Source organism: Kordiimonas aquimaris (assembly GCF_025574485.1).
In the GTDB taxonomy this organism is placed as follows: domain Bacteria; phylum Pseudomonadota; class Alphaproteobacteria; order Sphingomonadales; family Kordiimonadaceae; genus Kordiimonas; species Kordiimonas aquimaris.
The window spans coordinates 227,165-253,674 of sequence record NZ_JAOBPO010000002.1 but is presented as its reverse complement, the minus strand read 5'-3'; the positions used below and the strand labels follow the sequence as shown (position 1 = coordinate 253,674).

The window sequence follows — 26,510 nt, the reverse complement described above, 5'->3', positions numbered from 1 at the left end:
AAAGCCAGCAAGACAAAGTCTCACTGGCTTGGGTTGCGGTTATCCTCGCCGCGTGGCTCTTTTTATAGTTAGAGGTTAGTCTTCTTTCGGCACATCGCGCGCGCCGTGTTTCTTCAATAGTTTGACCATATCGTCGTGGCCGCGCCTTTCAGCCTGACCGAGCGGCGAGCGCATTTTGTTACCAGTTTCACTGCGGTAGTGTTCACCGCGTTCAACCATCAAATTAACATCTGCACCCTGGTCAATCAGATACTCGGCAACCTTCAGGTGGCCTTGCTGTGCCGCATTAATAAGCGGTGTTTCATCACCCTGCACATAACCGTTTACGTCAGCGCCGCGTTTAACCAACAACTTCGCCATTGGCACACTACCGCGCAGCGCAGCTGCGATCAGTGGGTTGCCGTCACCGTCAGCCGGTGTATTCACGTTGGCACCTTTTTTGATCAAAAGCTTAACCATATCGCTGTCGCCCTTGCTCACGGCGCTGATAAGCGGTGAGCCATCACCGTGGACAGTCATGTTCGGGTCAGCACCAGCTTCCAGCAGCAGTTCAACAAGCTGGTTGTCACCGCGTGCGGCAGCGATGATAAGCGGCGAACCGTCACCATGAACACCAAGGTTTGGATCTGCGCCTGCTTCCAGTAACAGCTCGACAATATCACGTTCCCTGCGTTCAACAGCGACAATCAGCGGTGATCCGTCACCGTGAACAGCAACGTTCGGGTCTGCACCAGCCTCAAGGATAAGCGTCAGCATATCGCGGTTACCGCGCTCCACAGCAACAATCAATGGTGAACCATCACCGTGAACGCCTGCGTTTACATCGGCGCCAGCTTCAATAAGCATATGTGCGATTTCTTTCTCGTTTTCGTCCATCGCAACAATAAGTGCAGTACCATCACCGTGAGAGGCAAGATTAACATCTGCACCTTTCTCGATAAGCAGCTTCACCATCTCTCTGTCACCTTCGCTTACAGCTACCATCAACGGCGTACCATCATGGTCTGATACAAAATTAATATTGGCACCATCGTCAATTAACAGGTTTGCACGCTCTGTACGGCCTCTCTCGATTGCATCAATAAGTGCAACACCTTTTGCGTCAGCTGCTGTGAATTCAATCTTTTCATGTCTGACTTCTCTGAGCACTGCTCGCTGTGCAATCAGTCGTTCGCGCCGCGCCGAGATTTGCACGCGTTTCTCTCGCTTGAGGGCTTCTCTCTTTTCTATAGAAAGTTCACGTTTTGCTTCAGCCTTTGCTCTTTCGGCTTCTGCTTTCACCTTTTTGGCGGCAAGCGCTGCCTTCTTTGATTGTCTCGCAATTTCTTCGCGCATTTCAGGGGTTAATGCTGCCTCTACCTGCGCTTCAATTTCAGCTTGATCCGGCAGTGCAGCAAGTGCTGCTTTTTCCGCTTGTTCTGCAATCTCTTTGCGCATCTCAGGCGTTAGTGCAGCTTCTACCATGGTTTCAATTTCAACTGCATCCGGCAGTGCTGCAAGCGCTGCTTTCTCAGCCTGTTCTGCAATCTCTTTGCGCATCTCAGGTGTTAGCGCAGCCTCTACCATGGTTTCAATTTCAACTGCATCCGGCAATGCTGCAAGCGCTGCTTTTTCCGCTCGTTCTGCAATCTCTTTGCGCATTTCAGGCGTTAATGCTGCTTCTTCCAGGGCTTTGATTTTCTCATCAAAGTCAGCATCTAGCTGCGCTTCGGCTTCGGCTCGCTCTGCAGCGCTCTGTTCGGTGTTTTCTTGTTGATCTACACCTTCCTGCGTTGCAGTAATAAAGGTATATTCTGCAGGCAAAGTTGCCCATGCCGCAGTGCCAACAGCCATCGCGCTAGCCAGACAAACGGCTGCCCCCATGCCGCGGCGTGCTGGTGTCATCTTTGGTTTTGCCAGCAGTGCAAGGCGCTGCTTAAGCGGCGATGCGCCTGCCGAACCCCACATGCATCCAAGCGGTGCCGATTGCATTCCCACTTGTGATTTCAGGAGCGCGGCGCCGTACATGCGGCGGTGCTGACCATGCCGTTTCATCACGCGTTCATCGCAAGCGAGTTCCTGATCAACACGAAATGCGCGCATGGCAAAGTGTACAACCGGGTTAAACCAATTCAGGCACTGCACAATTGCGGCAAAGGCATTGATCCGCAGATCACCGGAGCGAATATGCTCACGCTCATGCGCTAAAATCAGATTGCGCTCTACTTTATTAAATTTCTTTTCGAAACTTTTAGGCACCACGATGAACGGCTTTAAAATGCCGATCACTACAGGTCCTATGTCTTCTCTCGCTGCCACGTGAAATCTCCTTTTTATATTTTTTAGACCGTGTTCATTTAGAAAACGGCGCTGCTTAAATGCTAGAACACACAGGCTCAACAATGTGCCTGCTATCCAGAATGCGACCAGCAGTGGAATCGCATCTGAAAGTGAAAATTTCTCCCATATATTTGTTGGTTTTCTTTCTGTCACAACTGGCGAAACAAGCACTGTATCAGCAGGTGCGCCAGCCACTACTCGTTCGGTGTTTAGCGTTCTGACATCGCCAAGCGACACATTACGGTCAAGTGGTGCGCGATGGATAACGGCTGTTTCCGGAACGAGCGAAATATCTGCAATGACGGGTGCTCGCTCGGTTTCAGTGATGGTAATTTGCTGCGCAGGCAAAAAGTTTGCCAGCATTGCAACAGGCACTAACACCCAAAACGCATAAGCAACACGGGCCCCAAATGCATTGCGCAACGTTGTGCGCAGCAGCAGTACGACAATAACTGCAACACTTGCAGAAACTGCACCGCGTATCACAAGTTCAAATATCTCATTTGTCATCGTCGAGTGCCTCCACCAGACGTTTTAACTCTGCGATTTCATTCTCACTGAGTTTTTCATTTTCCGAGAAATGGGACACAAATGACAAAACCTTGCCGTCGAACAGGCGGTTCAAAAGACCGCGCCCCTCGGCACTGACATAATCAGCGCGCTGAAGAACCGGGCTGTAAAAATACTTGCGCCCTTCACGAACAGCGGACACGGCATCTTTTGACAGCAATCGGTTCAAAAGCGATTTAACCGTACCTGCACTCCAACCTTGCACTTTGGCAACTTTGTTGGTGATATCTTCCGCGGTTAGCGGGTGCTTTTGCCACAAAGCTTCCATGAGAAGGCTTTCGGCAACGCTGATCTGTTTACTGTCAGCTGTGTCTTGTGATTCGTGTTTCATGCTCTTACGTTTACATTTGTAATCGATAGAGTCAACTCTTTTGTTTACACGTGTAAACGATTAAGAAGTATCATTCCGACACCCGGGAAATCTATAGGATATGCTTTTCCACTAAAACCCGTGCGAACTGAGTGCGCAACAACTCGTAAAACCGTGTCACATGCACTGGCTTCTGAGCCTTAAACGCATGGATGAAAGAAAACGGCCATACTTGTCCGCGGTAGCCCGGCAAAATATGCTTAAGCTCACCACGCTCCATCAAGGGCCGCGCTGCAATTTCAGGCAACAGACATACTCCAAAACTCTTGCGCGTCATTTCAATGCTGGACGCCATAGCGTCGCATGTTACGAAAGCATCCAAAGCCACTTCATGTGTTGGCACTGCATCAATCGGGGAACCCGCAGCATACAAAAGCAAGGGACTTTTGTGCCATGTCGGCGCAATCCATTGATGACCACTCAAGTCACTTGGAGAAAGCGGCGCACCATAATTGTCTATATAGAGAGGCGAGGCATAAAACATGTCCTGAATACTACCTAGTGGCAGTAACCGATAGTCACTATCTTTCGGCGTACCTGCATAGATTGCTACATCCAGCTTCTCTTCAATCAAATCGAGTGGTTGCTCTGTTACGCGCAAACACAAACTCAGACCGGGAAATTCTACAGACAATTGTCGCAATGCTGGAAGCGCAACACCCTTTTCCAGCAAACTAGGGAATGTGACAGAGAACTTTCCTTTTGGTTCAACGCGGTCAGCATCTATTCCCTTTAGTGCCGAAGACGCCTGCCGTGTCAGCGCCTGACTTCGCTCAAATAGGCGCACACCCACTGTGGTTAACGCCATTCCGCGTGTATTGCGGGCCAAAAGCTGACTGCCAACATGTGCTTCAAGGCGTTTTATATGCTGACTAACTGCTGACTTGCTAAGCCCGAGATACACTGCCGCTTTTGTGAAAGAACCACGCTGCGCAACCTCAGCAAAAACGAGTAAACTAGGGATAAGTTTTACATTGTGCATAAATCGAAACAATTAGTTTAATTATACGTAATTGCATTCTAATGAGCTAAAACCTAGATGTTTGTCAACATTAATCCATGAACGGAATTGACCCTATGACTGCCTTTATTATCGTCAGTATGAAACCCAATGACCCTGAAAAGTTACAGCAATATTCTGCCGCTGCCGCGCAAACATTCGATGCTTTCGACGGCGAGATAATCACCAAAGGCGCTGTAACTGCGCTGCACGGAGATGTAAGCTTGCCAGCCAAAGCAGTTATTCAATTCCCCAGTGCTCAACACGCGTCCGACTGGTATCAATCAGACGCGTATCAAGCTCTAATTTCGCTAAGGAATGAAGCGATGACGAGTGAATTTCATTTGGTCGGCTAAGCCGCACTCTCATTAATCTCCACAGCGAACTTTTGCAGGTTTGCCATCGCGGGCATGGCCGCTGCCTTCATACGGCCAAGAATTGCCATCTTTTCAGTGTCTGCAGGGTCAACGTTTTGAATAAGCTTGCTAAATCCGTCTAAGCGGTTACTGGCGATCCATTCTCGTAGCTCCTTGTTCTGGCTCCAGGTAAACTGGTTCATCATCAAACCCATGGTCACAATGATCCAATCTGTTGCATGGTTCGGAAGTGGCACGACAGAACACAGGGCTTTCTTTTGCTTCTCATCGGCGTATGTCGCCTCAACATGCGCGATAAACGCAGATGAAAACACAGGCTGAATGGTGCGCACAGTTTGCACCGTGATCAGGTTGCCATCAAAAACCGGGAACATTTCTGTCACAGGTACTGCACGCGCTGAACAGTCTACATACAGTGTGCCCGGAGTGGCTGGCATAACGCTCTTATCAAACGTAATTTCATGCTGGCCAATATGTTTAATCCGGCCCATACGAATAACGTTTTTGATCCGGCGCAGCTCAGCCATCTCTTGCTGGCTGATAGTGGCGCCGTGGTACATCTCCGGCTTCACGTCGGGGTCAAGGCGCAGCAGCACGCCTGTCGTTTCCAGGCGATCAAACAGATCATCAATTGAGGTTGCTGCCGCGATAGATTCCATCTGGTTAGCTTGCGCGCCAATGGTGCTAGCGAAAAACTCTTCACTCGGCTGGGTATTGGCGCGGTCAATTAGCCAGCCATCACGCGGCATTACCCACTGAATATCATCAGGGTTTACACCGTTTTCCAGAAGCCACAAGCAAGCATCCATCGCGGTTTTACCACCGCCCACAACCATGTAGCCCGCTGGGTTTGAGGTCACATTTGGCAAGGCATTAAGCGGATGTACTTCAATACCCGCATCCCAGGTGTAGCTCGGTGTATGCGTGGATGGTACAGAGGTTTTAAAATAGGTCGCGTCTACAGTTTTCTTCGCCACCTTCACATCGTAAGTGTCACCGGAAGTAATTGATTTAAACTGCCCCTCACCTTTTTGCGCAGCCACTTTGTCGCTGGTGTAATCACACATCGGGAAATACTGCACACGGCCACTGGGTAAAAACTGATGACGCATAACCTGATCAAAATAAGCACTTACCTCTGGACCAGATGCTAGCTCGTGTAATCCCTTGTTCAGGCCCACCATATCCTTGCGGCCTTTGCTGAGTTCCAGCGAAGACACACCGTAAAACGACGATGGCTGATGCAGCGTTACAAACGAATAAGCATCATTCCAGTGACCACCCGGTTTGTGATGGCGATCAACAATAGTGATGGTGGCATCACTTTCAGCAAGCAAGGTATCCGCAAACGCCATACCAACCGCGCCGCTACCAACTATCAGATAATCAGTTTCAATGATGTGATGTGCCATGTCATTTCCTTTGCATGCATCAGCGGGCAAACACCCATACTTATGCTATCGATTTACTGCATACCAACCCGCGTATAACAATGTTATATTTTTGCGTTATATAACACTGTTATATTTTGTCAAGATATGTTTATATACCACCTGAATATGTGCAAGATACGAACCCAAACAAGAAACCAATCATGACAGACACGCGCACCAAAATACTGAAAGCTGCCTCCGCCCTTTTCCTTGAAGGTGGTAGCGCGGCATTAAGCGTTCGCGCCATCGCAGCGCGCGCTGAAATGTCCACCATCGGTATATACAGTCACTTCAAAGGCAAGCAGGGCATTCTGGATGCGCTGTATACCCAAGCGGCTGAAATGGCTTCTGCCGCAATGGATGTTCAGCAGGCAGGCCTTAGCCCGCGCGACATCATGATGACAGCTGCCAGGAATTACATTGTATTATCAGAAACGAACGAAGCGCATTACCGCCTGTTCTTTGGTGAAAGCGACCCGGGCTACACCCCTTCGCCTGAAGCACAAAAGGCTGGTTTTGAAGCATTTGGCAAGCTGCTGGAACAAACAGCATTCGTACTGCCACAAGACACCGCACCTGAAGAAGTGCGTGATACTGCTCTAACCATTTGGGCCTTAATGCATGGCTTTTTTGGCCTGCGCAATCATGCTGGCGCTGACAAGCTGCGGGTGGAAAGCTGGCGCGGCCTAACGCTGGATGCCATGAGCAATCACATCGATGCCCTGCTTGCCCGCAAGGACTAGTCAGGCGTTCGCGCACATGTCCATTCAACTGTTTTCAAACCAGCAAGATGGGCAAAACGCATTAGCTCTGCATCCAGTTTATCAGCGCGTGCATCGGTCCATTTCACCCTTGCTTCACGCCATAGGTTTGCAACCGTCATCACCCCTGTTTTACGGTCTGCCTTCAGTTCCATCCGCCCAACAAAGCGCGTGCCTTCCAGCAATGGATATACATAATAACCCCACTGGCGCTTTGCCTTCGGTACAAACATTTCGTTGGTATAGTTAAAGCCAAACAAACGCTCCAGCCGCTTACGGTCCCGCACGACAGGATCAAACGGATTGATGATACGCATGCGCGGTGCGGGTGGTGTGGCGGCATCAAGGCGCGCAGCAATATCATGCGGCACAAAGGTTTGGCTCCAACCACCGTCGGCACCTTCAATTTCCGCAGGCATGATGAAGTCATTTGTACCGCCACCGCTGGCCCACGTCTTCACCTCGGCTGCATCTACTGCTGCCCAAAATCGCTGAATGTCACCGAGCGTACCAAACTGCATGCGCACCAACGCTTGCCGACACAACCAATCAATTTGCTCTAAATCGCTGTGGATCGTGTTTCGATGCACGGGCGGGATCACCCGCTCTGCTAGATCATAGAACTTGATAAAGTTCTCGCGGTGCGATGTGGTTAGCGTGCCTTCGTACCACATCAGGTCCAGCGCTTTTTTGTGTGGTGGCCGCGCCCACATTTCTTTTTTGCCTACAATCTTGGTATCAAAATCACGCGTACTCAGCGGCCCTTCATTGGCAATACGCGCCTTGATCACATCATAGTCTGCACCCTTCAAACCAGACCTATGCCATGCGGATCCTCGCACCTTCGCGCCTAACCGTTCGAACTGGCGTTGCCACATGGGGTAAAACTCAATCGGCAATACCGATGCATCATGGGTAAAATGCTCGAACACGGCCCGGTCCTGACGCAGCATCTTGTCCAGTACCGGTTCGCGGTAATTCTGGTTGCGTGACCACATGATGTGATGATGTGCGCGCGTAACGTTTTGGATGGTATCCAACTGCACAAAACCAAGGCTGCGAATGATCGCGGCAGCATCCAGCGCGCCTGTGGGCGCACCGGCAAGACCCTGCCCCCACAGCCATAATCGCCGCGCATCTTTGTTATTAATTTTCATGTCACCATCAGAGCTTACTTGATGGTGACAAACAAGGTTTGAATGCAAGAAATAGTAACGCAGATTAGCTTCTCGGCGTTGGCGGGGTCAGGTAAAACTGGTTCACATGTTTTACCCCTGCGTGATCCATCGCTAAATTCTGCTTCAGGAAGGCATCAAACGCAGCCTGATTATCCCACTCGGTAATGGTGACATGCTCGGGCGTATAGTCATAACCAAACGGCGAGCGTGGGTTTGTTAACTCCAGCTTCACAACCCCACCGCCCGCTTTTGCTTTGGCCATAAACTCTTTGATGAAGGTATTAAACCGACGAGTATCCTTTTCCCAATAAGCGGTGAGAACCTGAATTTTATCCCGGCGTACCGTGAAGGATTTATCTTCATCCAGTTCATAGTTGATCATATCAAACCGGGACCAGACATCTAACCTGCGTTCGTGCAAGCTGGGCACTGCTGCTTCCAGTGATTCAAGGGCATCTGCGCGATCTTTAAAATCACCAGGCCAGCTGCCAAAAACCAACACTTGAGGATATGCGTTGCCCTGCGTTGGCTTGCGGTCAATACGGAAACCACCTATCGGTTTGTAATCAAGTGCTATCCCTTCCGAGATTACATCTTTTGCATAGGCATTGTAGGCATCTTCTGTATTAGGGCGCTGTGTTAAAAAGAGAAAATCAATCACCTGACCTGCTTCAAAGGTATAGGTGTTTTCAGGCACACTGTCTTGCGCGCTTACACTGAGGGGGGCAGCCGTAGCGGCCATAAGGGCCAAACCTGTAAGAGGTCGCATGAGATATTTTATCATTGTCTTTCCTTCGCTGACATTGGCGAACGCTAAAGCCCGCCGTTTGTGTTTGCATCGCTTCCATAAAGCGAACGCACCCAGCAAGAGAAGGCCTGACAATGCACACAAGCTGTGCAAATACGCACATCATAAATTAGTGTGATCCAAGTATATTAGGGTGTTGCGCCAAAACTGGCTCTTTAGTTGGTTTTCAGAGAAATTGAAGCCAAACAACAGCTCTATATCGCGGCGCATAGCCACGCTGAAACATGACCTCAACATTACGTTACTGCATCACAGCGCCACTGACATTCGCCTGGCAGAAACCAGCCTGTCTGTTATTGCTCATGCTGGCGATATGACCGCACCAGCCCAACTCGCTACCTGAAGCTGCAACCGTTTGGGTTAAACGAACCTGTTGGCGCACTGCCAAGCCCTTACCACACAACCATAGTCGCCGTGCATCTTTGTTCGATATTTTCATAACGTTATTTATACGGCCAACAATCCAAACTCAAACGTTTCAAGAATCTAAGCCGCGCTGAGGACATCATCATGTCCGTAGAGTCATATGGAAACCAATCAGCAAAAGGTGTCGCATAAAGGCCCTCTTCCTTTTCATCTGCTTCATCATGATTTCCACTCTCTCTTAATTTACGCGTTTCATGGAAACCAAGGTATTTCTCTTCAATAGCTGTTTCAGGCTTACAGCCTCGAGCCAAAATAGTATCGCGCGTACCAAAATTAAGATTACTATTATGGCCGTCACCTAAGTATGTCTCCGCACTTAAATCAGCTCCTGTTAAACTCACACCATAGACTTTACCCATGCCAATACTACAATGAAATCCGCCAAGTATAGGCTTAGGCCTATTAGATATAGCTCCATAAAAATCTGTACCGGTTAGTTCAGCGCCCCAAAAATCGGAGTGGTTAATGATTGACCGAAAAAATTGCGTTCCATGAAGTCGAGCTTCTCGAAACCAACATGCTTCTAATAAACAATCATGAAACATTGCCGCAGAAAAATTGCCGCCAACAAAGTCTCCCCCAGACAGATTGGCCTTTCGTATATCAAGTCTAAACTCGCGTTTCCATTCCACATCAACTTGATCTTGTGACCGTCTTCCAATAACACGTATTGCTGCTTGAATATCTGCACGCAGACTAGGGCGCTCGTGCAAATCTTCTGTAGGCTTCAAAGTTTTCTGCGGAGCATTTTCACGAATGTAAGCACATAGAATTTCCATAATTTGAATATGATCGCGAAGGCTATCCTGCGCCAAACGCTCAAGAGCATAAATAGCACCAACTCGTACTTCCAAATTTGGCTGTGTAAGCTCAAACGTTTCTCTATCAATGAAAGCCTTACCATCTGGTCGTATAGCTGGAATCAAATTACCTTCTTCATCACGAAGCCACTCATCGCCACGTTTTTTGTATCGTGGCGTTTCCTCTAGTTGCCTAACTACTTTTTCTGCGCCTAATCCCTGAACAGCTTTGTTTATTCTATCAGTGATTTGGCCTTGCTCTGCGACGTCAACTTGTTTTTGAGCAACAATTGAGCGCCAGACAAGAAACGGAACACCGATAAGGGCTGCAAGTATAAGCGCATAATTCCTAAGCGCTTCTGAGGGGTTATCGTGGGTTTCGCCGCCTACAAGAACGGCGAGAAATTTAAATAAAACACCAACAGCTATCAGCAGAAATGTTAGCAGTAAAATGGCGGAAATTCGGCCTTGCCATTCTTGAGGAATGTCTACTGGAAACCAGTCGGGCAAATTTGATTTATTATTGGCCAACTCAATCTCTCCCCCAAACCATGAATGAAGAGCTTAGTCTTATGGCAAGCTAGCATCAACGATATTGTTGTGGGTACGCGACTACAATATCTTCTCGAGTGGGCATAAATCCTACTATTTCAAACCCAATTTCCGCATTAATTGTGCGCGTTTTTCAAGCCACCATCCGGCCTCCGGTGGCCACATGCCATGATCTGTATCAACACCCAGTTTCGCTGCCGCATGCAACGGCCAGTTGGGGTTTGCGAGCAGTTCACGCGCCAGCGCGACCATGTCTGCCTTGCCGCTTGCAATCACTTGCTCACACATCGCTGCATCACGCAAAAAACCAACAGCCATGGTTGGTACACCTGCCCCACTTTTAACACTGACTGAAAACGGCACCTGAAATCCGTCTTCAATTTTCATGCGCTGCGGCCGCTCGGTGCCGCCTATGCCACCGGTTGAACAATCAATCATATCCACGCCTGCAGCTGCCAGTGCGCGAGCGATCTCTATAGTGTCATCAATCTCAAGGCCGCCGTCCACCCAATCGGTTGCAGACAAACGAAACAGTAAAGGAAAATCATCTGGCCAATGTTGACGGATAGCCTTTGCAACCTCAACAGCAAAGCGCATGCGGCCCTCGGCGCCGCCACCCCATCTGTCTGTGCGTTTGTTAGCGATTGGTGACAAAAACTGGTGCACCAGAAAACCGTGTGCAGCGTATACCTCTATCACCTTAAAGCCTGCTTTGTGCGCCCGTTTTGCCGCCAACCCAAAAGATGCGATCACGCGTTTGATGTCGGCGTCTGTCATCTCGGCTGGTGTGGGCCACCCAACAGCATAAGACATGGCAGATGGTGCTATGGTTTGCCACGGCTGTTCATCCCGCGCCTTGATGTCTTCATCGCTCAGCGGTGCATCACCGTGCCACGGTCTACGCTCTGACGCCTTGCGGCCTGCGTGCCCAAGCTGAATGCCCGGCACAGCGCCTTCTGTTTCAATGAATTTTGCGATACGGGCCAGTTCCGCAATCTGGCCGTCTTCCCACAGGCCGAGGTCGCCGTATGTGCGCCGTCCGTCTTCCTCCACCGCGGTGGCTTCTGCGAACACCAGCCCGGCGCCGCCCATAGCAAAGCGGCCCAAATGCACCATGTGCCAATTGTTGGCACAGCCCTTATCAGCACGGTATTGGCTCATTGGTGAAACGGCGATCCGGTTCTTGAACGTGACGCCGCGCAGCGTTAGTGGCTGAAAAAGTGCACTCATAGTTGCACCCTATTCACCTTGTGCTGCCGCTTGACTGTCTTGGTAGGAAACAGTCGGGTATTTTGGCGGATTATCCGGCCCGCAGCACGTGGGCAAGCATGCCATAGGATAGTCTGCATTGGCGTTGAAAAAGAACGGAATAGAATAGCGCGAAGCGGTGCCATCCGTATTGGCAAAATGTTTTGTGCTGACAAAACGATCATTCGACCACTGCTTTAACAGTTCACCTGAATTAACCACAAATGCGCCTTCAATCACCGGCGCCTTGATCCATGCCTTGCGTTTCTCACTGAAAATCGTCAGGCCCGGGCTGTCCTGCAACAGCAGAGTGAAAAAGGTTGTGTCTACGTGGGGCGCGATACCAAATTGGTCAGCATCCTGCGCTGGAAACGGCGGATAGTGTGTCATGCGCAACCGCCAAAACGGATGGGTGAACCCCGGTGCAAAAAAGTCAGGTTCGAGCCCAAGTGCAACTGCATAAACAGGCAAGATACTGCGTGCAAGTGTCGTTAGCGCGTTTGCATACTCTTCAACCACGCCGCGAAAACCGGGCAGGTCAGTTTCCGCCAACCACTGATTATCATCAAAGCTGATGCCCTGTGCGCTCTTAATCAGAAAAGCTTCATTCAGGTTGCCTTTTTCGCGGCGGGGAAAACGCCGTTCTCCCACTGGCATATAACCAATACCACGCAGCGGCCAGTCTGGCCTGTCCAGTATAATTTGCTGCTTGGTAGCAAGTGGTAACGCGTGAAAGGCACGTACGGCAGCGAACATATTATTGATCAGTTTCCTGTCCACACCGTGGCCAGCTAACTGGTAAAATCCGACGGTTTCACATGCACCCCGCAGCGTCTCAGCAGCAACCTTCAGGGCATCCCTACTACCTGTGCGCAAATACTCCGCCACATCCACAATCGGGATGTCGCCGTCCTCTGCAGATAATGCAGTTGATGTATCCCAGCTGTATGACTGGGTGCGTAATTCGTTTTCTTTTGCCTCGGCATCAAACAATTTTTCTGTCACGAATTCAGCGCCCCGCAATCTATATATTACATGTCATTACGGCGCATATGCTTGGGCCGCAATCCAGCCAACAAGAACTCATTAATCGCCAACGGTGTCAACGGGATTGATCATCACTTTAATGATACGGTTAGTGCTGCTTTGATGCGCGAGAATGTTACCATCGCTGTCTGTGCGCATATGGCGAATGATGCCTGCATGCACGCCGCCTGACGGCATCGCCCAACTTTGGAATGTTTCGGTTTTTGGATCAAAGCGCACCAGCGCATCTGGCCGCACACCTGACTCGTTATACCAAACCGCACCGCCTGCCACGACCATACCGTAAGGGTGAGATTTCGGGCCGCTTGGGGAAGGCCACTCCATAATATGCCCATTGCTTGGGTCATAGCGGCCAAGCCGCCCTTGCGAAGCGTTGCCATACCAGATGACGCCGTTTTCGTCGATATCAAGCCGCCGGACCGTTGTCGCTGGAATGGGCAGTTTGACCTCAGCCAGCTCCATGGTCTCATTGTTCACGTTCACAAGGCAGTTGCTGCCATTGCATGCCACCCACAAGGAACCATCAGCAGCAACCTTAATACCATAAGGCCGCGACCGCGGTGTCGGCATGGTCACCAAACGAATATCACCCGTTTCAGGGTCAAGCCGCCCAATCATGTTGCTTTGCTGCAGCGTGAACCAAAGAATGCCAGCCTTGTCAAACACGGCTGTATGTGGATCACGTGCATTTGGGTCTGGCATTTTATATTCAGTAATTTCACCTGTTTCAGGGTTTAGCTTACCCATGGTGCCGTTTTTGTTGCCTGTGTACCAAATATTGCCAGCTGCATCCGATGTCACGCTGTGCGGCATGGCGTTTGGTGGCAACGGGTACTCGGTCATTTCGCCTGTACCAGGATCTATGCGGCCAATCAGATTGCCCCACTGGCCTGCCCACCAGATAGAACCGTCTGGTGCTTCCACTGGGTCGCGGGAGCGCTGCCCAAGTGTTGGCACTGTCCATTCCTTGAACGTAACACTCCTGTTACCGCCAACGATGGTTGAAACGCGGTTATCATTCGGTGGAAAATGCATTGCCAGATAACCGGTGATTTCATCCAGTGTTTCAGGGTCAGCTGACAGATCAACCATAGTGGCGGTCAATTCCGCCCACCCGTCTTTGTTATAGCCACTGCTGCGAACAATGTTACGTGTGGTGTGGCAAGCGGTGCACACACCTGTCACCGTTTCTTTACCAGTACCATCAGGTAACTCTTGTGCCTCAGCGCTGAAATTCAGAGCGCACAGCGCTGCACTTATTAACACCAATTTGGAAGAAAACATTTGTTGCATCATGACCCCACTCCTGATTACGCAATGAGATACTACCGCAACGATACACGTGCACTCAAGGTGAAAGCGTAGCTTCACCCTGCGCCCATGTTGGTGGGCAGCATATCTTTTCGTGCTAAAAACACACCCACGGCCATAACCACCAAGCCCAAAACACGGCGCGGCGTGATCTCTGATACAGCCGCCGATAATATCCCGTAATGATCGATAACCGCAGCAGCAACAAGCTGCCCAAGCAAAACATAAAACACCGCATTACCAAGCCCGATACGCGGCGCAGCAACGGTCACAGACAGAATATAGAAAAGGAAAAACAACCCGCCAAAGTAATATTTCGGTGGTGCAGAAAACACAGCTGCCCACTCTGGCACCCCAACGAAAAGCATCGCAGTGCCTGATACAATCACTGCAATACCGGAGAGGATAAAAACCGCACCAACCGGACTAGCAATACGCACACCAAGACCTGCATTCATCGCAGCCATAACCGGGATACCGATACCTGCAACAAACATAAGGACAGTAAACGTAATTGTTGACGGAGTCATGAGATGTACCTTTTACTATTGATCAGCGCTCAAATCACCGATCATTCATCTCATCATGACCCCATTTTTACCAGATGGGCAAGAGCATTAACGCGGCAATACCTCTCTGCCAGCGCCTATGTGCAATCAATCGCCACTTAAAATTTTGGTGCTTGGGTAATGTAAGCGCTTATCTCTTTCTCGCCCAAAGCCTTGCTAGCCTCAAGCCGGTGAATACCTGCTATCAAAACAAGACGCCCTTTGCCTCTGCGAACCCGAATAGGTTTCTGTTCAATCTCGTTGAGCATATCTTCTATGACTGCATCTACCTTGCCCTGATCCCGTTCCTGACGACGTGCTGCTGGGACATATATGTCTTCAATTTTCTCATAGGTAACTTTGAGCATTTATTGGTCCCATCTGATTATACTGTCACAGACTGTTGCATACAGTGATTATTTTCACCAAGCCTTTAAACAAGACAAAACATCCATTGCGTTATGGCAGAATTAATGCCCCTTACAGGGCCAGTTAATTAACGCACAACGAACGCCAGCTTGTCGCCTGCTGCATTAACGGCAAGGCGTGTAATCGTGTTAATGCCCTGAGATTCCATATCTGCAATCTCTAGCCATGCATCTTGCGATACACTGCGTATATACAGCTTGCTTCCATTGGCAGAAATAAAACTAATACCTAGTGGCGCATCCTCGTTGACCATCAACGCATAGTGTTCGTTGCCACCAACACCGCCAGGCAGATCAAACAGCGGTGTAACCGCGCCGCTTTCAATATCAAGATGCAGCACTTTAAACGCGCCGCTTTCAAGCCGCTCGGTAAATGTATAACCACTGCCATCAGGCAGGGCATATAGCGCACGCCCAATGTTTTCATGCATGATTTTAATCTCGCCTGTCTCGCGGTTGGCAAGACGAAGCGTAGGCGGGTTACCAAGCGCAAAAGTAGCAAGATACTTCGTGCCGTGCCCCCATGCGTGATAGCCGACAGGGCTAAGGTCAAGCATCACCTCGGATTGTTTTGTATCGTCAAATCCATATCGGCGCACTTCCTGACCACCACGATTTTCCTGCTCATAGATAACAGAAAAGCCGCTACCATCAGGCATTAACTTCGGGGAGTATTCGCTATTGTCCGGCGTATCGGTTAGCTGTGTTCGCACACCTGTTTTCAGATCCAACTGCCAAATATCCATGCGCGCACCGGGACCTTCAGATGTATAAAGAAGTGCATCTCCACTCGGCAGGAAATACGGCTGATTATCATACCCTTTGTGCTGCGTTATGTTCCTTGGGTTGTTGACAGTAACCATGCCAGGACCTATTTGCATATCAGCCACATAAATTTCTGTCTCTGGCGGAGCGCCTGCATTGTTCGGCGCAGTCGCCGGCGTTTGCTGTGCCATTCCCGCTTGGCCAAGCAAAGCCTGAAGCCCCATACCTATTCCAACAAAAATGCTGCATTTCCGCATGACCTAACTCCCATGAACATGACACTTCAAAAGAAACATTAGGGTTTTATCACACCTGATTGTCAAATTATCGGTCGTTTAAACGTCAGATATAATAACACAGATATGAAGGGGGGTGTGACGACGCAGACCTCATGTCGAAAAGAAATCAGAAAACTTTGTGGTAGAGTAGGGAAAATACCCACCTGTTTCGGTAGGCTATACATATGACACAGCAAAAGAAACGTGGCCGCCCAAGGCATGAAGATATTCTAACGCCCGCTGAATGGCGAACCATTGAAGGCCTGCGACACGGTATGACCAACCGTCAAATAGCCGAAAGGCACGGCATCAGCATTGACGCGGTAAAATACCACGTCGCCAACATCCTTCAAAAACTCTGCCTGTCAAATCGCGCAGAGCTACGTGTCTGGAGCGGCGTTGCGGCAAACTCAACATTACATACAGAGGGTAACGATGTGAGTACTGAATTCGAAATAAAACAAGTCGGGCAAATCTCAAGACACACAAAAGACATCAATCAGGCACGGAAGTGGTACGAACAAGTGCTCGGGCTTGAACATCTGTTTTCATTTGGCGACATCTCCTTTTTCAACTGCGATGGCGTCAGATTATTTCTGAAACAATCAGAAGGGGAGCTGCCCACAGATTCGATCCTCTATTTTCAAGTAGACAACATCAAAACCGCTAAAACCGAGATGGAAACACGTGGTATCATCTTCACTAATGCACCGCATATGGTGCACAAACACGATGATGGCACAGAGGAATGGATGGCCTTTTTCAACGATGTTGATGACCGCCCCCTTGCCATTATGGCGCAACATAAACCCATTGACTGAGGTGACCCAACATGCCTGATTCTAACAATATTAAACTATATTGGTGCCCACAAACCCGCGCTCAACGCGTTATCTGGATGCTTGAAGAAGCCGCGCTGGATTATGATCCTGTTGTTATTGATATCCGGGATCCTGACAGAACACCTGACACAGAATTTTTGTCTGCGAGCCCGATGGGCAAAGTACCTGCAATCATAGACGGCGATGTAAAGCTATCTGAGTCTGCCGCGATATGCCTGTATCTTGCAGACAAGTATCCAGCAAACAAACTTGCACCCAGCACTGACAGCAGTTTGCGCGGACAATATCTCTACTGGATGCTGTATACACCCGCCGTTGTTGAACCCGCCATGGCTGAAAAGTTCGCTGGCCGTGAACCCAACACTGTTCAGAACGGCTGGGGGTCATTTGATCTTATGATCGCGGCATTTGAAGCAGCTCTTAAAAACGGACCGTGGATCCTGGGAGATACTTTTTCAGCGGCAGACGTAATGGTCGGATCATCAGCGTGTTTCATGCAGCAATTTGGCATGCTGGGCGATAGTGAAGTGCTGAAAGCTTACGCAGACAGATGCATGAAAAGACCCGCATACAAGAAGTCTATTACAATCAATGATGCGGCATAATTAAACAAATACGGGATAGTGTAATGACACAGAATATTTGGAAACACATCACTCGATATGGGAACGCAGTTTTATTAACGGCTGTGCTGCTGGTAACTGCTGCGTTCCCAAGCACTGCGACGGATGATCCACCCCTTGCAAGCTTCATGGGTGATTGGCAATCAAACGGCGATGCATTTGGGCGGCCCGCCGTCAGCACCATCAAATTTGCACCCGCATTTGGTGGCAAGCTGGTTCATCTTCAGTACAACATCAATATTATAACAAACGGCACACCCACACCTGCGTTTTCCGGCGTTGCTTATTACAAACAGCTAACTGATGATCGTTATCAGGCGTTTTGGGCAGATATTGAAGGCTCCATTCATCCCATAGCATCTACGTTGGAAGGGCAAGCGCTAACATCAATTTGGGGCACTGAAGAAACGCGACTTGGCCGCACGCGCTATGAAATCCTCAGCGACGGTACCATGCGCATTACAGACTGGGCACGCGTGGACGACGAATGGAAGCAATTTAATGATAATGTATACAAACGCCTTCATCATAACATAGCACATGAAACAAAATAGCCGCGCGGCTATGTAGGCAAACAGGGTAGCATGCCCCCAACAACACGACTGTTGTCAGGGGCATATCCACTATTATCGTTTTTTGTGGCTAACGGCTTCTTTGATGATTTTACCAAACGCTTTGTCTTTTGACCTGCGTTCGGCGAGCGACATGGCGTTAAACTGTTCTTCGGTAACCAGTTTTTTCCAGCGTTTCAGGCGCGCAGGCTCCACCGTGCCAGCCTTAACAGCTGCAAGCACAGCACACCCCGGTTCGCTTTCATGGCCACAATCATTAAATTTGCATGTGCTGGCTAATGCGTGAAGGTCTGCAAACACGCCCGCAATGCCGTCCGCAACATCGGTCATTTGCAGTTCACGCATCCCCGGCGTGTCCAGCACGCAGTAACCCGCGGGCAGCATATGCAGCGCACGTGCTGTCGTGGTGTGGCGGCCCTTGCTGTCATCTTCGCGGATCGCCTGCGTTTCCGCCGCCACCGTTTCCGACAACGCGTTAACAAGTGTGGACTTACCCACACCCGACGAGCCCATAAACGCCAACGTTTGCCCGGGCTTGCACCAGTCGACAAGCTTGACGTGCGGCTCGCCGCCGCGTGCATCCAGCACCAAAACAGGCACAGGGCTCGGCATATGGTCGCTCAAGGCCCACGCTTTGCGTTCATACTCCTCAGGCGTGTCCGTAAGGTCACTTTTAGTCAGGATGATTACAGGGTCCACCTCGGCCTCAACCGCGAGGGCGATGTAGCGCTCCAGTCGTGCCACGTTAAAATCGTTGTTGCAGGAAGACACAATAAACACCGTATCCACATTGGCAGCGATAAGCTGGGTTTGCCTGTCTGTGCCTGGTGCGCGGCGCTTGAACAGGCTTTTGCGCTCCAGTCGCTGGCTGTGGCTTGGCTGCTGAGTATTCAGCAGCAGCCAATCACCCACGGTGAGGTCAGCGTTTGGTGGAATAAGCTGTTCGATATCCTCACCCATCACACGCAAGCCTGCACGGTGCACTTCAGTGACGCGCACAGGTGTATGGTTTTCTGGCGGCGCTTTGGTGAGCACACCCTCTGCGACCTGCGTGCTAAAGTGTGTGCTCCAACCCAGCCTGTCGAGGATGGAAAGAGAAGGCGCAGGTTGTGCATTAGTATCAGTTTTGATTTGTTGGTTCTTTTTCAAAGACGTTAGAAACTGTGAATAATCACGTGCCATTTCTGAGAGACTTTCATTTCTTGTCCGGAAGCAGCCTGCATGCAGTGCATAGCAAGTGTGCCTTCAATCCTTATAGGAATACGGCAAGTTGTTTCCGAAAATATTGTGAGCATACATCAACAGGAACGCTGCGCCTATGACTGCACCGTTTCCCTGCTTGCCAGCACCCAAATCAGGGGCTAGCGGCGTCCCGCAATATCCGACATAAAATCTCCAACACTCAGAGGCCACAGCCTCAGGTTCTTGCTTGTAGCAAGATGGTATAGTGAAAACAAGACTACATGATTATGTACTTAAACGGCACATAACCCACATCAAAATCAAGGGTGTACGGCACCGCAGCTTATTCTCGCTCTAGAACGGAGCTATCAGGCTGATCGAAACATTATTGTTTGATGGATTACCAGCTGCCCCATTAATATTATTGAGAAGGTATCCACCTTCAAGGCTAACATTATTAAAGGCACGCCACCTTAAGCCTGCGAAAAAGCGATTTTGGTCAAGCCCTGCGCGTGCACCAAAATCGGTATCATTTAACGCAATGAAGGTTTCGTTCCAGGCGGTAGCCGTCCACCGCTCGTTAAGCGGCTTTCGCCATCTAAAAAATTGACGCAAACGATACCCCGTTTCACTTCCTGTATTCAGGAAACGAAACTCAAAACGTGTCCGCCCTGACAATATCCCCCAATTACCTGACGCAATGGTATATGTAGCCTGTTGCCAAATACGGTTTTCCTTAATATCTGCCCGCCCATCTGCACGATTAACCACACGCGCATAACCAGCCCATAAAGATAGCTGTTGATTGACTTTGTATCCAAAACCAGGGCGAATAATTGAAACGCCCAGCCTTGATGCGTCTTCCGAAAACCTGGCATGGCCATCAAACCAGAAAAGGGCTTTCCCATTTTTATCAATCGCACCGTTGGTAAAGACCGCGGTCCAGGCCTGATTGTCATTTTGTGCGCTGACAGGCAGACAAAATAAAACCGCGAATGTCGCATAACAAACTGCGACTAATAAATTTTTAGAATACATGCCGCCCCCATAGGTAATAACGTAAGCTGTTTATCTATAATTAAAACTGGTTTGAAGTTAAACAAAAAGACACAAATGAGACAAAAGACCCCTTGCATGGAAGGTATGCGCTTCAAACCAGGGATGTGTGGCAGACTGCATCAAGGCAAGGCATTATGTCCTCCGAGGAGATGTAATCCACATCAAAATCAAAGACATGAGCGAAAAGATTTATCTCATGTACCTGGCTCTGCCTGCATAAAACTGTCTGGTGGCACCCATGTGTCAGGCAAATGCTTGTTGGCCCAGCGGCACATGGCTTGTGCAATCGGCAACAGGTCATGCCCGCGCTCAGTTAGCGCATAGGCATAGCGTTTTGGGCGCTCTTGATACAATGTTTTACGCACCAGACCACTTGCTTCCATTTTCAACAATCGGCTCGCCAACACGTTGGTGGTAATACGCTCTGGTGAGTTAAGGAATTCGGAGTATTTCGATTTCCCGTTCACCATGTCACGCACCAGCAGCATGGTCCATCGGTCTCCTGCCATTTCAAGAGTGACAGAGATTGGGCAACTAGATCTTGTTTCATTTGTCATAAGGCAATCATAACTTATGACTTGCGTTTTACAAGTCGCTATGTCTAATGTAACTAATAACTTGTTAATTGCAAGTTACTAGTTACTAAAATCTATGAAAACACGGCAGTCACCTTTGTGAGGGGAAAAACAATGAAACTATATAATAGCATGTCGCCGAATGGCATGAGGGTCGACATTTTTATTGCTGAAAAAGGCATTGAGATTGAGACCGTTAACGTGGGCATCATGGACGGTGAAACCCAAGGCGAAGCTTTCCGTAAAATCAACTCGCTGGGTGAAGTGCCTGTGTTGGAACTAGCTGACGGCACCATCATCACAGAAAGCATTGCTATCTGCCGGTACCTTGAAGCCAAACACCCTGCTCCTGCCTTGTTTGGCATTACAGAAAAAGAGCAAGCGCTGGTGGAGATGTGGAACCGCCGTATCGAGTTAAAACTGTTTCAGGTTATCGGTGCAATCGGTCTTCACACATTCGAGCTGTTCAGAGAACGTATTACTCAAGTGCCTGAGTATGCCGAAACACAAAGAAACTTGTTCCCCGAAAGGCTCGGGTGGCTTGACAAGGAACTTTCAGATGATCGCGCGTTTATTGCAGGCGAGAATTTCAGCGTGGCAGATATCACCGGCATGGCAATGCTCGGCCTATGTCGCTTTGTGCAATATGAAATTCCCGAAGAGCTTACCCGCGTTAAACGGTGGGAAGCGGCCATTAAAGCTCGACCAAGCTGGCCTCAAATGCCAGGTTAAACGACACTATTTAAAATGGCCGGTGAGCGTACTGTCTCGCCGGCATCCTTGTGTATCACCCGTGTGGAATATCTTCCAGAGGCACATAATCCACATCAAAACCGAAAGCGCGCGGAGCAACAGCTTTTAGCGCCTTTTCGCTGCGGAAGTACGCGGGACACCCAACAGCAAACACCGCCACCCGCTGGCCGTAACGCAAGCGTTCGGCATTAATGGGTGTGCCGGTTTCATAGTCCACAATCACGATCAGGTCCGGCACGGAGGCCACAACTTTACCGTCTCGTTCGGCCAGCAAATACTCATTCTTGATGGTGATATGCAGACTTGGCCCCTCTTCATCGAAACCTGAAATGGTTGCCTGTCCCACATCATAACCACCGACAATACGCGTTGCTTTGTCTGACACTTTGCCCACATGCAACATGCGGCATTCACCGTATATTGATGCACCAAATAGCGCCTGCAGATGCGGCAGCATTTCGTCGGCGCGACCACGGTTCTCGCGTAGCACTTTGCCCAGCGCAATAGAGAAGCTAACCGTGCCCGGAATGATAGCTGGTTTTAGCTCCGCCCCCGTCATGGGGTGTTCACCCGTCACAATCATACCGCCGGACACCATCGCCAGGCTGCGAATATGGCGTTCATAGGTCGGTGTATCTGGTGTCGTGAATGTGGTGATGTTGCCCGCATAGTCCATCGCAACCGCCGGCGTTGGCTTAACGCCCGCAATGGCATATGTCATCATCTGTGCCTCAGGCAGGGCGCGGCCCATACCGTCCCCGTCCACAACAGGGATATCGCACCCAGCCGCTGCCGCAATGGGAATAAGCGAGTTACCGCCACCAATCTCAAACGACACAACAGCATCCACCTTGCGGCCCACGTGTGCTTCAAACGCCTTCAATGTTTCAATACTTTCGCTGATAGACGGCAACAGCTCAAGGCTGACCGTGGGCGCGCCGACCCCGCCCAGCGCCACAACATATGCATCATCAGCCAAGTCCTCGGCATTAATCATGGTGGCAGGGCCGTATTTTTCGAGCGTAGCCTTCGTGATCATTTGTGGCACATACGGGTCGCCGCCACCGCCAGTAGCAAGAAAAACAGAACCCAAAGACAAGTCATCAAGATCGCTTGCATTTACCTGTTTCATGCATTTTCTCCAGCTTTATTCAATGCAGCAATGTCCCCTACCACTTTGACGCGCAGGCGCGTTGCGCCCTCGTCCATGTACGGAATTGCGGTTTCTTCAATGTCTGCCACGCGGATTGTCGCGGCGTCTGCACCAGCAGCAACAGCCTTGGCCGTTGCTTCGGCCGTCACCATTTTCACTGCTTCTTCACGCGGTGTTTCACGGTAGGACAAAAGCCGTTCCGTCTCACCGCCGATTTGCGCGATCGCAGCGCCAATAGCATTGGCAACACCTGCGTTTTCAGGACGGTACTGTTTAGATGCGGCCTTCAAGTCACCAGTGACTAAAAGCGCACCACCACCCACCAAAATGACAGGCACAGGGTCACTGTTTGGCTTCATCATATCAATGTTCTGGTCCAGCATCCGGTGAATGGTGGCGATGCCTGCCTCAATCACCGCGCGGTCCAAACCAGCAACACCCGCTTTGTCACCCACATCTGCGCTGCCAGCCGCCACAACAATGTCTGTAGCGGTCAAGGTTTTGCCGCCAAACACCAATCCTTCGGTGACAAGCTTATGGCCAACAGACTGCGGCCCCATTTTTGTGCCCTCGTCTGCCACGATACTGCCACCACCAAGGCCTACAGCCAAAATGTCTGGCATGCGGAAATTGGTGCGCACACCACCAACCTCGATCACCACATTGCTTTCACGCGGGAAACCATCCTGCAGCACACCAATATCGGATGTTGTGCCGCCAATATCCACGACAATTGCGTCCTTAAGACCCGTGAGCTTACTGGCACCGCGCAAGGAATTGGTTGGGCCGGATGCAAACGTCAAGGCCGGGAACTGCTTGACAAAATCAGCACTCATTAGCGTGCCATCATTTTGGCTGACATACATCGGGCAGTTCAAACCGCGCTGCTTCAAGGCGCTGTTGAACGCACCCACAACACGGTTGGCAAATCCAAGTAAAGCGGTGTTTAAGAGCGCCGCGTTCTCACGCTCCATAATACCCAAACGACCCATTGTGTGCGACTGCGTCACCCGCATACCCGGTATGGCAGCGGCAATGCGCTCAGCCACAATACGCTCAGGTTCTGCGTTCATAGGTGAAAACGCTGCCGACACCATAGCAGCAGTTAGCTTTTTCTTTTTCAGGTCTTCGATAACGGCATCGATTTCGCCGTCACGCAGGTCGGCCAGCGACCACCCATCATACAGCGTGCCGCCGTGGATCATGTATGTATGGCGACCCAGCACATCCGCAATATCGTCAGGCCAGTCAGCCATTGGCGGCAGGCCTGCACCTGACGGCAAACCAATACGAATTGCGGCAACCTGCGACAGCTCGCGGCGCTCCACCACAGCGTTTGTGAACTGCGTGGTACCTATCATAACTGCTTCAATATCACTGTCCTCAACACCGTCTGTTGCAAGTACAGTGTCCAGCGCATTCGTTACACCGCCCAGCACATCTGCTGTGGTTAGTGCCTTCGTTGAAGCAATGACATCTGAACTGGATAACAAGACTGCATCTGTATGCGTGCCGCCAACATCAATACCAATACGCATTACGCTATCTCCTCATTTGTCGTGCGATCACCCCATGACAGCGCACCGAACATAAGTGCTGAAAGGAAGGCAGAATCAAGCACACCAACACCGAGGACAGAACCAACAATACCCTCATTAATCAAGGCAGCGACCAGTGCACCAACCACCCATGCAACAACGGCCTTTACCGCGATTGGGCGGTTCGCGGTAAGCGCTTCCGCGGTGTAGCGGCTGCGCTTGATCAGCAGGTAATCTGTGATGATCACACCTGCCACCGGCACAAAAATAACCGCGAGAAAACCGAGGAATGCAAGGAAGCTATCGAGGATGTTCATGAAGGCCGCCACAACACCGAGCGCACCAAGTACTGCGGTAATAAGCGTGCCCTTCAGCTTGGGAAATGTCGCTTCAACAGACAGAACCGTGCTGTATAGATTCAGCGAGTTTAAAACCCAGCTACCTGCAATAACAATGGCAAAGGCACCGACACCCAGCCCGTAATGCAACAACACATCCAGAATTTCTGTTTTACCACTGGCAGCACCAGCCATACCAGCAACAGCAAACACAACGAGCTCAACCACCATATAAGCCCAAAAGGCCACATAAATAGCCCCGTGCCACTGGCGAATAAAGCGCGTGATATCCGGCAGAATAATCGCGCCGATGATAATGCCACCAACCACAGCAGAAACACCGTCACCAATTGTAAGTGTCGGTGTTTTTTCCATCGCCATCAATTCACCAAGTGAATGACTTTCAAACGTACCCCAAATGAGCATGACCGTAACAACAGCAAGTATCGGCGCAAGCGCGCTGGCAATCAGGTTGATGGCGCGGAAACCAAACACGGTGGTTGTGGTCATTAGAATACCGGCGGCAATTTCAATTGGCCATGCAGGAACAACAGCACCAAACACGTCTGCCGCCAAGCGCACAACCGCACCGGAAAACAGGTCGATGTTCACACCGAACCAGCCAACCAGCGACACAGCAAACGCCATGTTAACAACCGCTGCACCTCTGTCACCAAAGGCAATACGAACAAGCAAATAAGAACTAAGACGGGTACGTGCCCCTATAGAGCCCATAACGGCGCCAATCACCGTTAGTACCACTGAACCAATCAGCAGCGCGAGCATTGTATCTACAAACGAGAGGCCTTGATATATCTCAAGGCCTGCAACAAAAACCGGCAGAGCAAATGCTACCATAACCGCAATTGCTGCGACACGCGGCCATGCCACAAGCTGATCATCTGTGATCGGTGCGACTGAAAATTCGCTGCTATCGGTCATGTTGGCTTCCCCATTTCGTTCTTGTTAATACGCCTTCACGCTAATGCACTATGCATCATTTTTTACAAAATAGGCTTTTGAAATGTACCCACTGCACCGTAGGATATTTTCCTCACATACCAGCATTTAACATTTCCTTTAAGAAGTGTGCGAAACAAGGCTTGGCTACATGACCGACAAACCAACCATCAAGCTTGATGACATCAATCGGAAAATTCTGGCAACCGTTCACTTGAACGCCGACTTATCCAACCAGGAACTTGCTGAGCGTGTTGGCCTGTCACCAAGTGCCTGTTTTCAGCGCACCAAGGCGCTCAGGGAAGCAGGTTACTTCTTCAATGCGCAAACAGATATGGATCTGGACCGTATTTTCGAACATGTACTGGCACAAGTTGAGTTTACGCTTGAAAGCAACAACGCCCGTGCGCGCAAAACATTCGAAGCAGCCATCGAGGAAATACCCGAGTTTATGGATTGCCTGCGTATGAATGAAGGCGAATATATCTCGTTCACCTGCTGTCCCAGTACGCAGGCGTTAAATGCGCTGTGTGACACTATTAGCGAAAACCCTGACCTTGGGGTTAAAAACATCAAAGTGCGCATGGTGATGGAGCGTACTAAATGGTACCTCGGTTACCCATTAGAAAAGCTAAAGTGGAAAGAGTAAGCGGCAAATAAAGCCTTTCCAGTCAAAAAAAGAGAGGGCTCAAAAGC

Annotated in this window: 27 protein-coding genes; 7 read left to right on the top strand and 20 right to left on the bottom strand. The window is 50.0% G+C overall.

What is annotated here, in order from left to right; genetic code table 11:
• Nucleotides 1-75: 75 nt before the first annotated feature.
• From OEU88_RS06900 to OEU88_RS06890, 3 genes are all read right to left on the bottom strand, one after another.
• The gene (locus tag OEU88_RS06900; protein ID WP_262694405.1) at nucleotides 76-2,829 is read right to left on the bottom strand and encodes an ankyrin repeat domain-containing protein; all 2,754 of its coding nucleotides are present in this window, start codon (nucleotides 2,827-2,829) and stop codon (nucleotides 76-78) included.
• Nucleotides 2,819-3,220, bottom strand: coding sequence for a BlaI/MecI/CopY family transcriptional regulator (locus tag OEU88_RS06895; RefSeq protein WP_262694404.1), 402 nt, complete (start codon nucleotides 3,218-3,220; stop codon nucleotides 2,819-2,821). Before OEU88_RS06895 ends, OEU88_RS06900 begins: the two co-directional genes overlap by 11 nt.
• A gap of 91 nt (nucleotides 3,221-3,311) precedes the next feature.
• Nucleotides 3,312-4,241 carry a LysR family transcriptional regulator gene (locus OEU88_RS06890; protein WP_262694403.1) on the bottom strand — a complete coding sequence of 310 codons (930 nt, stop codon included), beginning with the start codon at nucleotides 4,239-4,241 and terminating at the stop codon, nucleotides 3,312-3,314.
• A gap of 95 nt (nucleotides 4,242-4,336) precedes the next feature.
• Between OEU88_RS06890 and OEU88_RS06885 the strand changes: the two genes are divergently transcribed.
• Nucleotides 4,337-4,615 carry a DUF1330 domain-containing protein gene (locus OEU88_RS06885; RefSeq protein ID WP_262694402.1) on the top strand — a complete coding sequence of 93 codons (279 nt, stop codon included), beginning with the start codon at nucleotides 4,337-4,339 and terminating at the stop codon, nucleotides 4,613-4,615.
• Here OEU88_RS06885 and OEU88_RS06880 read toward each other — a convergent pair.
• Entirely contained in the window at nucleotides 4,612-6,048 is a 1,437-nt protein-coding gene (locus tag OEU88_RS06880) for an NAD(P)-dependent oxidoreductase (RefSeq protein WP_262694401.1), read from the bottom strand. The two genes, OEU88_RS06885 and OEU88_RS06880, sit on opposite strands and share 4 nt — an antisense overlap.
• A gap of 182 nt (nucleotides 6,049-6,230) precedes the next feature.
• On the opposite strand from OEU88_RS06880, the gene OEU88_RS06875 reads away from it, so the two are divergent.
• Nucleotides 6,231-6,812, top strand: coding sequence for a TetR/AcrR family transcriptional regulator (locus tag OEU88_RS06875; RefSeq protein WP_262694400.1), 582 nt, complete (start codon nucleotides 6,231-6,233; stop codon nucleotides 6,810-6,812).
• Here OEU88_RS06875 and OEU88_RS06870 read toward each other — a convergent pair.
• The 10 genes from OEU88_RS06870 to OEU88_RS06825 form a co-directional block, all read right to left on the bottom strand.
• A complete protein-coding gene (locus tag OEU88_RS06870) occupies nucleotides 6,809-7,987 on the bottom strand; it encodes a winged helix-turn-helix domain-containing protein (protein ID WP_262694399.1) in 1,179 nt (392 codons plus the stop codon). The two genes, OEU88_RS06875 and OEU88_RS06870, sit on opposite strands and share 4 nt — an antisense overlap.
• Before the next feature lie 64 nt (nucleotides 7,988-8,051).
• On the bottom strand, nucleotides 8,052-8,792 hold the full coding sequence (locus OEU88_RS06865; RefSeq protein ID WP_262694398.1) for a hypothetical protein: 741 nt from the start codon (nucleotides 8,790-8,792) through the stop codon (nucleotides 8,052-8,054).
• A 265-nt stretch (nucleotides 8,793-9,057) separates the two neighbouring features.
• Complete coding sequence (locus OEU88_RS06860) at nucleotides 9,058-9,255, bottom strand: hypothetical protein (protein WP_262694397.1); 198 nt, start codon at nucleotides 9,253-9,255, stop codon at nucleotides 9,058-9,060.
• A gap of 4 nt (nucleotides 9,256-9,259) precedes the next feature.
• Entirely contained in the window at nucleotides 9,260-10,573 is a 1,314-nt protein-coding gene (locus OEU88_RS06855; RefSeq protein WP_262694396.1) for a pentapeptide repeat-containing protein, read from the bottom strand.
• Between the two features lie 114 nt (nucleotides 10,574-10,687).
• Complete coding sequence (locus tag OEU88_RS06850) at nucleotides 10,688-11,824, bottom strand: NADH:flavin oxidoreductase/NADH oxidase (RefSeq protein WP_262694394.1); 1,137 nt, start codon at nucleotides 11,822-11,824, stop codon at nucleotides 10,688-10,690.
• Between the two features lie 9 nt (nucleotides 11,825-11,833).
• The gene (locus tag OEU88_RS06845) at nucleotides 11,834-12,847 is read right to left on the bottom strand and encodes an isopenicillin N synthase family dioxygenase (RefSeq protein ID WP_262694393.1); all 1,014 of its coding nucleotides are present in this window, start codon (nucleotides 12,845-12,847) and stop codon (nucleotides 11,834-11,836) included.
• Between the two features lie 81 nt (nucleotides 12,848-12,928).
• Entirely contained in the window at nucleotides 12,929-14,185 is a 1,257-nt protein-coding gene (locus OEU88_RS06840; RefSeq protein ID WP_262694392.1) for a Vgb family protein, read from the bottom strand.
• A 71-nt stretch (nucleotides 14,186-14,256) separates the two neighbouring features.
• Nucleotides 14,257-14,730, bottom strand: a complete 474-nt coding sequence (locus OEU88_RS06835; RefSeq protein ID WP_262694391.1) for a DMT family transporter — start codon at nucleotides 14,728-14,730, stop codon at nucleotides 14,257-14,259.
• A 137-nt stretch (nucleotides 14,731-14,867) separates the two neighbouring features.
• Nucleotides 14,868-15,116, bottom strand: a complete 249-nt coding sequence (locus OEU88_RS06830; protein ID WP_262694390.1) for a ParB N-terminal domain-containing protein — start codon at nucleotides 15,114-15,116, stop codon at nucleotides 14,868-14,870.
• A 128-nt stretch (nucleotides 15,117-15,244) separates the two neighbouring features.
• A complete protein-coding gene (locus OEU88_RS06825) occupies nucleotides 15,245-16,198 on the bottom strand; it encodes a TolB family protein (RefSeq protein WP_262694389.1) in 954 nt (317 codons plus the stop codon).
• Nucleotides 16,199-16,404: 206 nt separating this feature from the next.
• Between OEU88_RS06825 and OEU88_RS06820 the strand changes: the two genes are divergently transcribed.
• Genes OEU88_RS06820 through OEU88_RS06810 form a run of 3 tightly spaced genes read left to right on the top strand, consistent with a single transcriptional unit; the run spans nucleotide 16,405 to nucleotide 18,238 of the window.
• Nucleotides 16,405-17,040 (top strand): LuxR C-terminal-related transcriptional regulator, encoded by a 636-nt coding sequence (locus OEU88_RS06820; RefSeq protein WP_262694388.1) that lies wholly within the window; start codon nucleotides 16,405-16,407, stop codon nucleotides 17,038-17,040.
• An 11-nt stretch (nucleotides 17,041-17,051) separates the two neighbouring features.
• A complete protein-coding gene (locus OEU88_RS06815) occupies nucleotides 17,052-17,666 on the top strand; it encodes a glutathione S-transferase family protein (RefSeq protein WP_262694387.1) in 615 nt (204 codons plus the stop codon).
• A 23-nt stretch (nucleotides 17,667-17,689) separates the two neighbouring features.
• Nucleotides 17,690-18,238, top strand: a complete 549-nt coding sequence (locus OEU88_RS06810) for a hypothetical protein (protein WP_262694386.1) — start codon at nucleotides 17,690-17,692, stop codon at nucleotides 18,236-18,238.
• Nucleotides 18,239-18,310: 72 nt separating this feature from the next.
• On the opposite strand, the gene rsgA is transcribed toward OEU88_RS06810, so the two are convergent.
• From rsgA to OEU88_RS06795, 3 genes are all read right to left on the bottom strand, one after another.
• On the bottom strand, nucleotides 18,311-19,438 hold the full coding sequence (gene rsgA, locus OEU88_RS06805; RefSeq protein WP_262694385.1) for a ribosome small subunit-dependent GTPase A: 1,128 nt from the start codon (nucleotides 19,436-19,438) through the stop codon (nucleotides 18,311-18,313).
• 354 nt (nucleotides 19,439-19,792) lie between these two features.
• Nucleotides 19,793-20,476, bottom strand: a complete 684-nt coding sequence (locus OEU88_RS06800; RefSeq protein WP_262694384.1) for a DUF2490 domain-containing protein — start codon at nucleotides 20,474-20,476, stop codon at nucleotides 19,793-19,795.
• A 215-nt stretch (nucleotides 20,477-20,691) separates the two neighbouring features.
• A complete protein-coding gene (locus OEU88_RS06795) occupies nucleotides 20,692-21,054 on the bottom strand; it encodes a winged helix-turn-helix transcriptional regulator (protein ID WP_262694383.1) in 363 nt (120 codons plus the stop codon).
• Nucleotides 21,055-21,186: 132 nt separating this feature from the next.
• Between OEU88_RS06795 and OEU88_RS06790 the strand changes: the two genes are divergently transcribed.
• Entirely contained in the window at nucleotides 21,187-21,804 is a 618-nt protein-coding gene (locus OEU88_RS06790; protein WP_262694382.1) for a glutathione S-transferase family protein, read from the top strand.
• 55 nt (nucleotides 21,805-21,859) lie between these two features.
• Here the strand turns inward: OEU88_RS06790 and OEU88_RS06785 are convergent, their stop codons facing one another.
• The 3 genes from OEU88_RS06785 to OEU88_RS06775 are packed head-to-tail and all read right to left on the bottom strand — an operon-like array spanning nucleotide 21,860 to nucleotide 25,796.
• Entirely contained in the window at nucleotides 21,860-22,957 is a 1,098-nt protein-coding gene (locus OEU88_RS06785) for a DUF917 domain-containing protein (RefSeq protein ID WP_262694381.1), read from the bottom strand.
• Nucleotides 22,954-24,516, bottom strand: a complete 1,563-nt coding sequence (locus tag OEU88_RS06780; protein WP_262694380.1) for a hydantoinase/oxoprolinase family protein — start codon at nucleotides 24,514-24,516, stop codon at nucleotides 22,954-22,956. The genes OEU88_RS06785 and OEU88_RS06780 overlap by 4 nt, the downstream gene beginning before the upstream one ends.
• The gene (locus tag OEU88_RS06775; protein WP_262694379.1) at nucleotides 24,516-25,796 is read right to left on the bottom strand and encodes a purine-cytosine permease family protein; all 1,281 of its coding nucleotides are present in this window, start codon (nucleotides 25,794-25,796) and stop codon (nucleotides 24,516-24,518) included. Before OEU88_RS06775 ends, OEU88_RS06780 begins: the two co-directional genes overlap by 1 nt.
• Before the next feature lie 169 nt (nucleotides 25,797-25,965).
• Between OEU88_RS06775 and OEU88_RS06770 the strand changes: the two genes are divergently transcribed.
• On the top strand, nucleotides 25,966-26,463 hold the full coding sequence (locus tag OEU88_RS06770; protein ID WP_262694378.1) for an Lrp/AsnC family transcriptional regulator: 498 nt from the start codon (nucleotides 25,966-25,968) through the stop codon (nucleotides 26,461-26,463).
• Nucleotides 26,464-26,510 lie beyond the last annotated feature (47 nt).

Excerpts from the sequence above, each read along its gene's own strand:
- OEU88_RS06900 (WP_262694405.1), bottom strand. The coding sequence starts at position 2,829 with ATGACAAATGAGATATTTGAACTTGTGATACGCGGTGCAGTTTCTGCA.
- OEU88_RS06895 (WP_262694404.1), bottom strand. The coding sequence starts at position 3,220 with ATGAAACACGAATCACAAGACACAGCTGACAGTAAACAGATCAGCGTT.
- OEU88_RS06890 (WP_262694403.1), bottom strand. The coding sequence starts at position 4,241 with ATGCACAATGTAAAACTTATCCCTAGTTTACTCGTTTTTGCTGAGGTT.
- OEU88_RS06885 (WP_262694402.1), top strand. The coding sequence starts at position 4,337 with ATGACTGCCTTTATTATCGTCAGTATGAAACCCAATGACCCTGAAAAG.
- OEU88_RS06880 (WP_262694401.1), bottom strand. The coding sequence starts at position 6,048 with ATGGCACATCACATCATTGAAACTGATTATCTGATAGTTGGTAGCGGC.
- OEU88_RS06875 (WP_262694400.1), top strand. The coding sequence starts at position 6,231 with ATGACAGACACGCGCACCAAAATACTGAAAGCTGCCTCCGCCCTTTTC.
- OEU88_RS06870 (WP_262694399.1), bottom strand. The coding sequence starts at position 7,987 with ATGAAAATTAATAACAAAGATGCGCGGCGATTATGGCTGTGGGGGCAG.
- OEU88_RS06865 (WP_262694398.1), bottom strand. The coding sequence starts at position 8,792 with ATGATAAAATATCTCATGCGACCTCTTACAGGTTTGGCCCTTATGGCC.
- OEU88_RS06860 (WP_262694397.1), bottom strand. The coding sequence starts at position 9,255 with ATGAAAATATCGAACAAAGATGCACGGCGACTATGGTTGTGTGGTAAG.
- OEU88_RS06850 (WP_262694394.1), bottom strand. The coding sequence starts at position 11,824 with ATGAGTGCACTTTTTCAGCCACTAACGCTGCGCGGCGTCACGTTCAAG.
- OEU88_RS06840 (WP_262694392.1), bottom strand. The coding sequence starts at position 14,185 with ATGATGCAACAAATGTTTTCTTCCAAATTGGTGTTAATAAGTGCAGCG.
- OEU88_RS06835 (WP_262694391.1), bottom strand. The coding sequence starts at position 14,730 with ATGACTCCGTCAACAATTACGTTTACTGTCCTTATGTTTGTTGCAGGT.
- OEU88_RS06830 (WP_262694390.1), bottom strand. The coding sequence starts at position 15,116 with ATGCTCAAAGTTACCTATGAGAAAATTGAAGACATATATGTCCCAGCA.
- OEU88_RS06825 (WP_262694389.1), bottom strand. The coding sequence starts at position 16,198 with ATGCGGAAATGCAGCATTTTTGTTGGAATAGGTATGGGGCTTCAGGCT.
- OEU88_RS06820 (WP_262694388.1), top strand. The coding sequence starts at position 16,405 with ATGACACAGCAAAAGAAACGTGGCCGCCCAAGGCATGAAGATATTCTA.
- OEU88_RS06815 (WP_262694387.1), top strand. The coding sequence starts at position 17,052 with ATGCCTGATTCTAACAATATTAAACTATATTGGTGCCCACAAACCCGC.
- OEU88_RS06810 (WP_262694386.1), top strand. The coding sequence starts at position 17,690 with ATGACACAGAATATTTGGAAACACATCACTCGATATGGGAACGCAGTT.
- rsgA (WP_262694385.1), bottom strand. The coding sequence starts at position 19,438 with ATGGCACGTGATTATTCACAGTTTCTAACGTCTTTGAAAAAGAACCAA.
- OEU88_RS06800 (WP_262694384.1), bottom strand. The coding sequence starts at position 20,476 with ATGTATTCTAAAAATTTATTAGTCGCAGTTTGTTATGCGACATTCGCG.
- OEU88_RS06795 (WP_262694383.1), bottom strand. The coding sequence starts at position 21,054 with ATGACAAATGAAACAAGATCTAGTTGCCCAATCTCTGTCACTCTTGAA.
- OEU88_RS06790 (WP_262694382.1), top strand. The coding sequence starts at position 21,187 with ATGAAACTATATAATAGCATGTCGCCGAATGGCATGAGGGTCGACATT.
- OEU88_RS06785 (WP_262694381.1), bottom strand. The coding sequence starts at position 22,957 with ATGAAACAGGTAAATGCAAGCGATCTTGATGACTTGTCTTTGGGTTCT.
- OEU88_RS06780 (WP_262694380.1), bottom strand. The coding sequence starts at position 24,516 with ATGCGTATTGGTATTGATGTTGGCGGCACGCATACAGATGCAGTCTTG.
- OEU88_RS06775 (WP_262694379.1), bottom strand. The coding sequence starts at position 25,796 with ATGACCGATAGCAGCGAATTTTCAGTCGCACCGATCACAGATGATCAG.
- OEU88_RS06770 (WP_262694378.1), top strand. The coding sequence starts at position 25,966 with ATGACCGACAAACCAACCATCAAGCTTGATGACATCAATCGGAAAATT.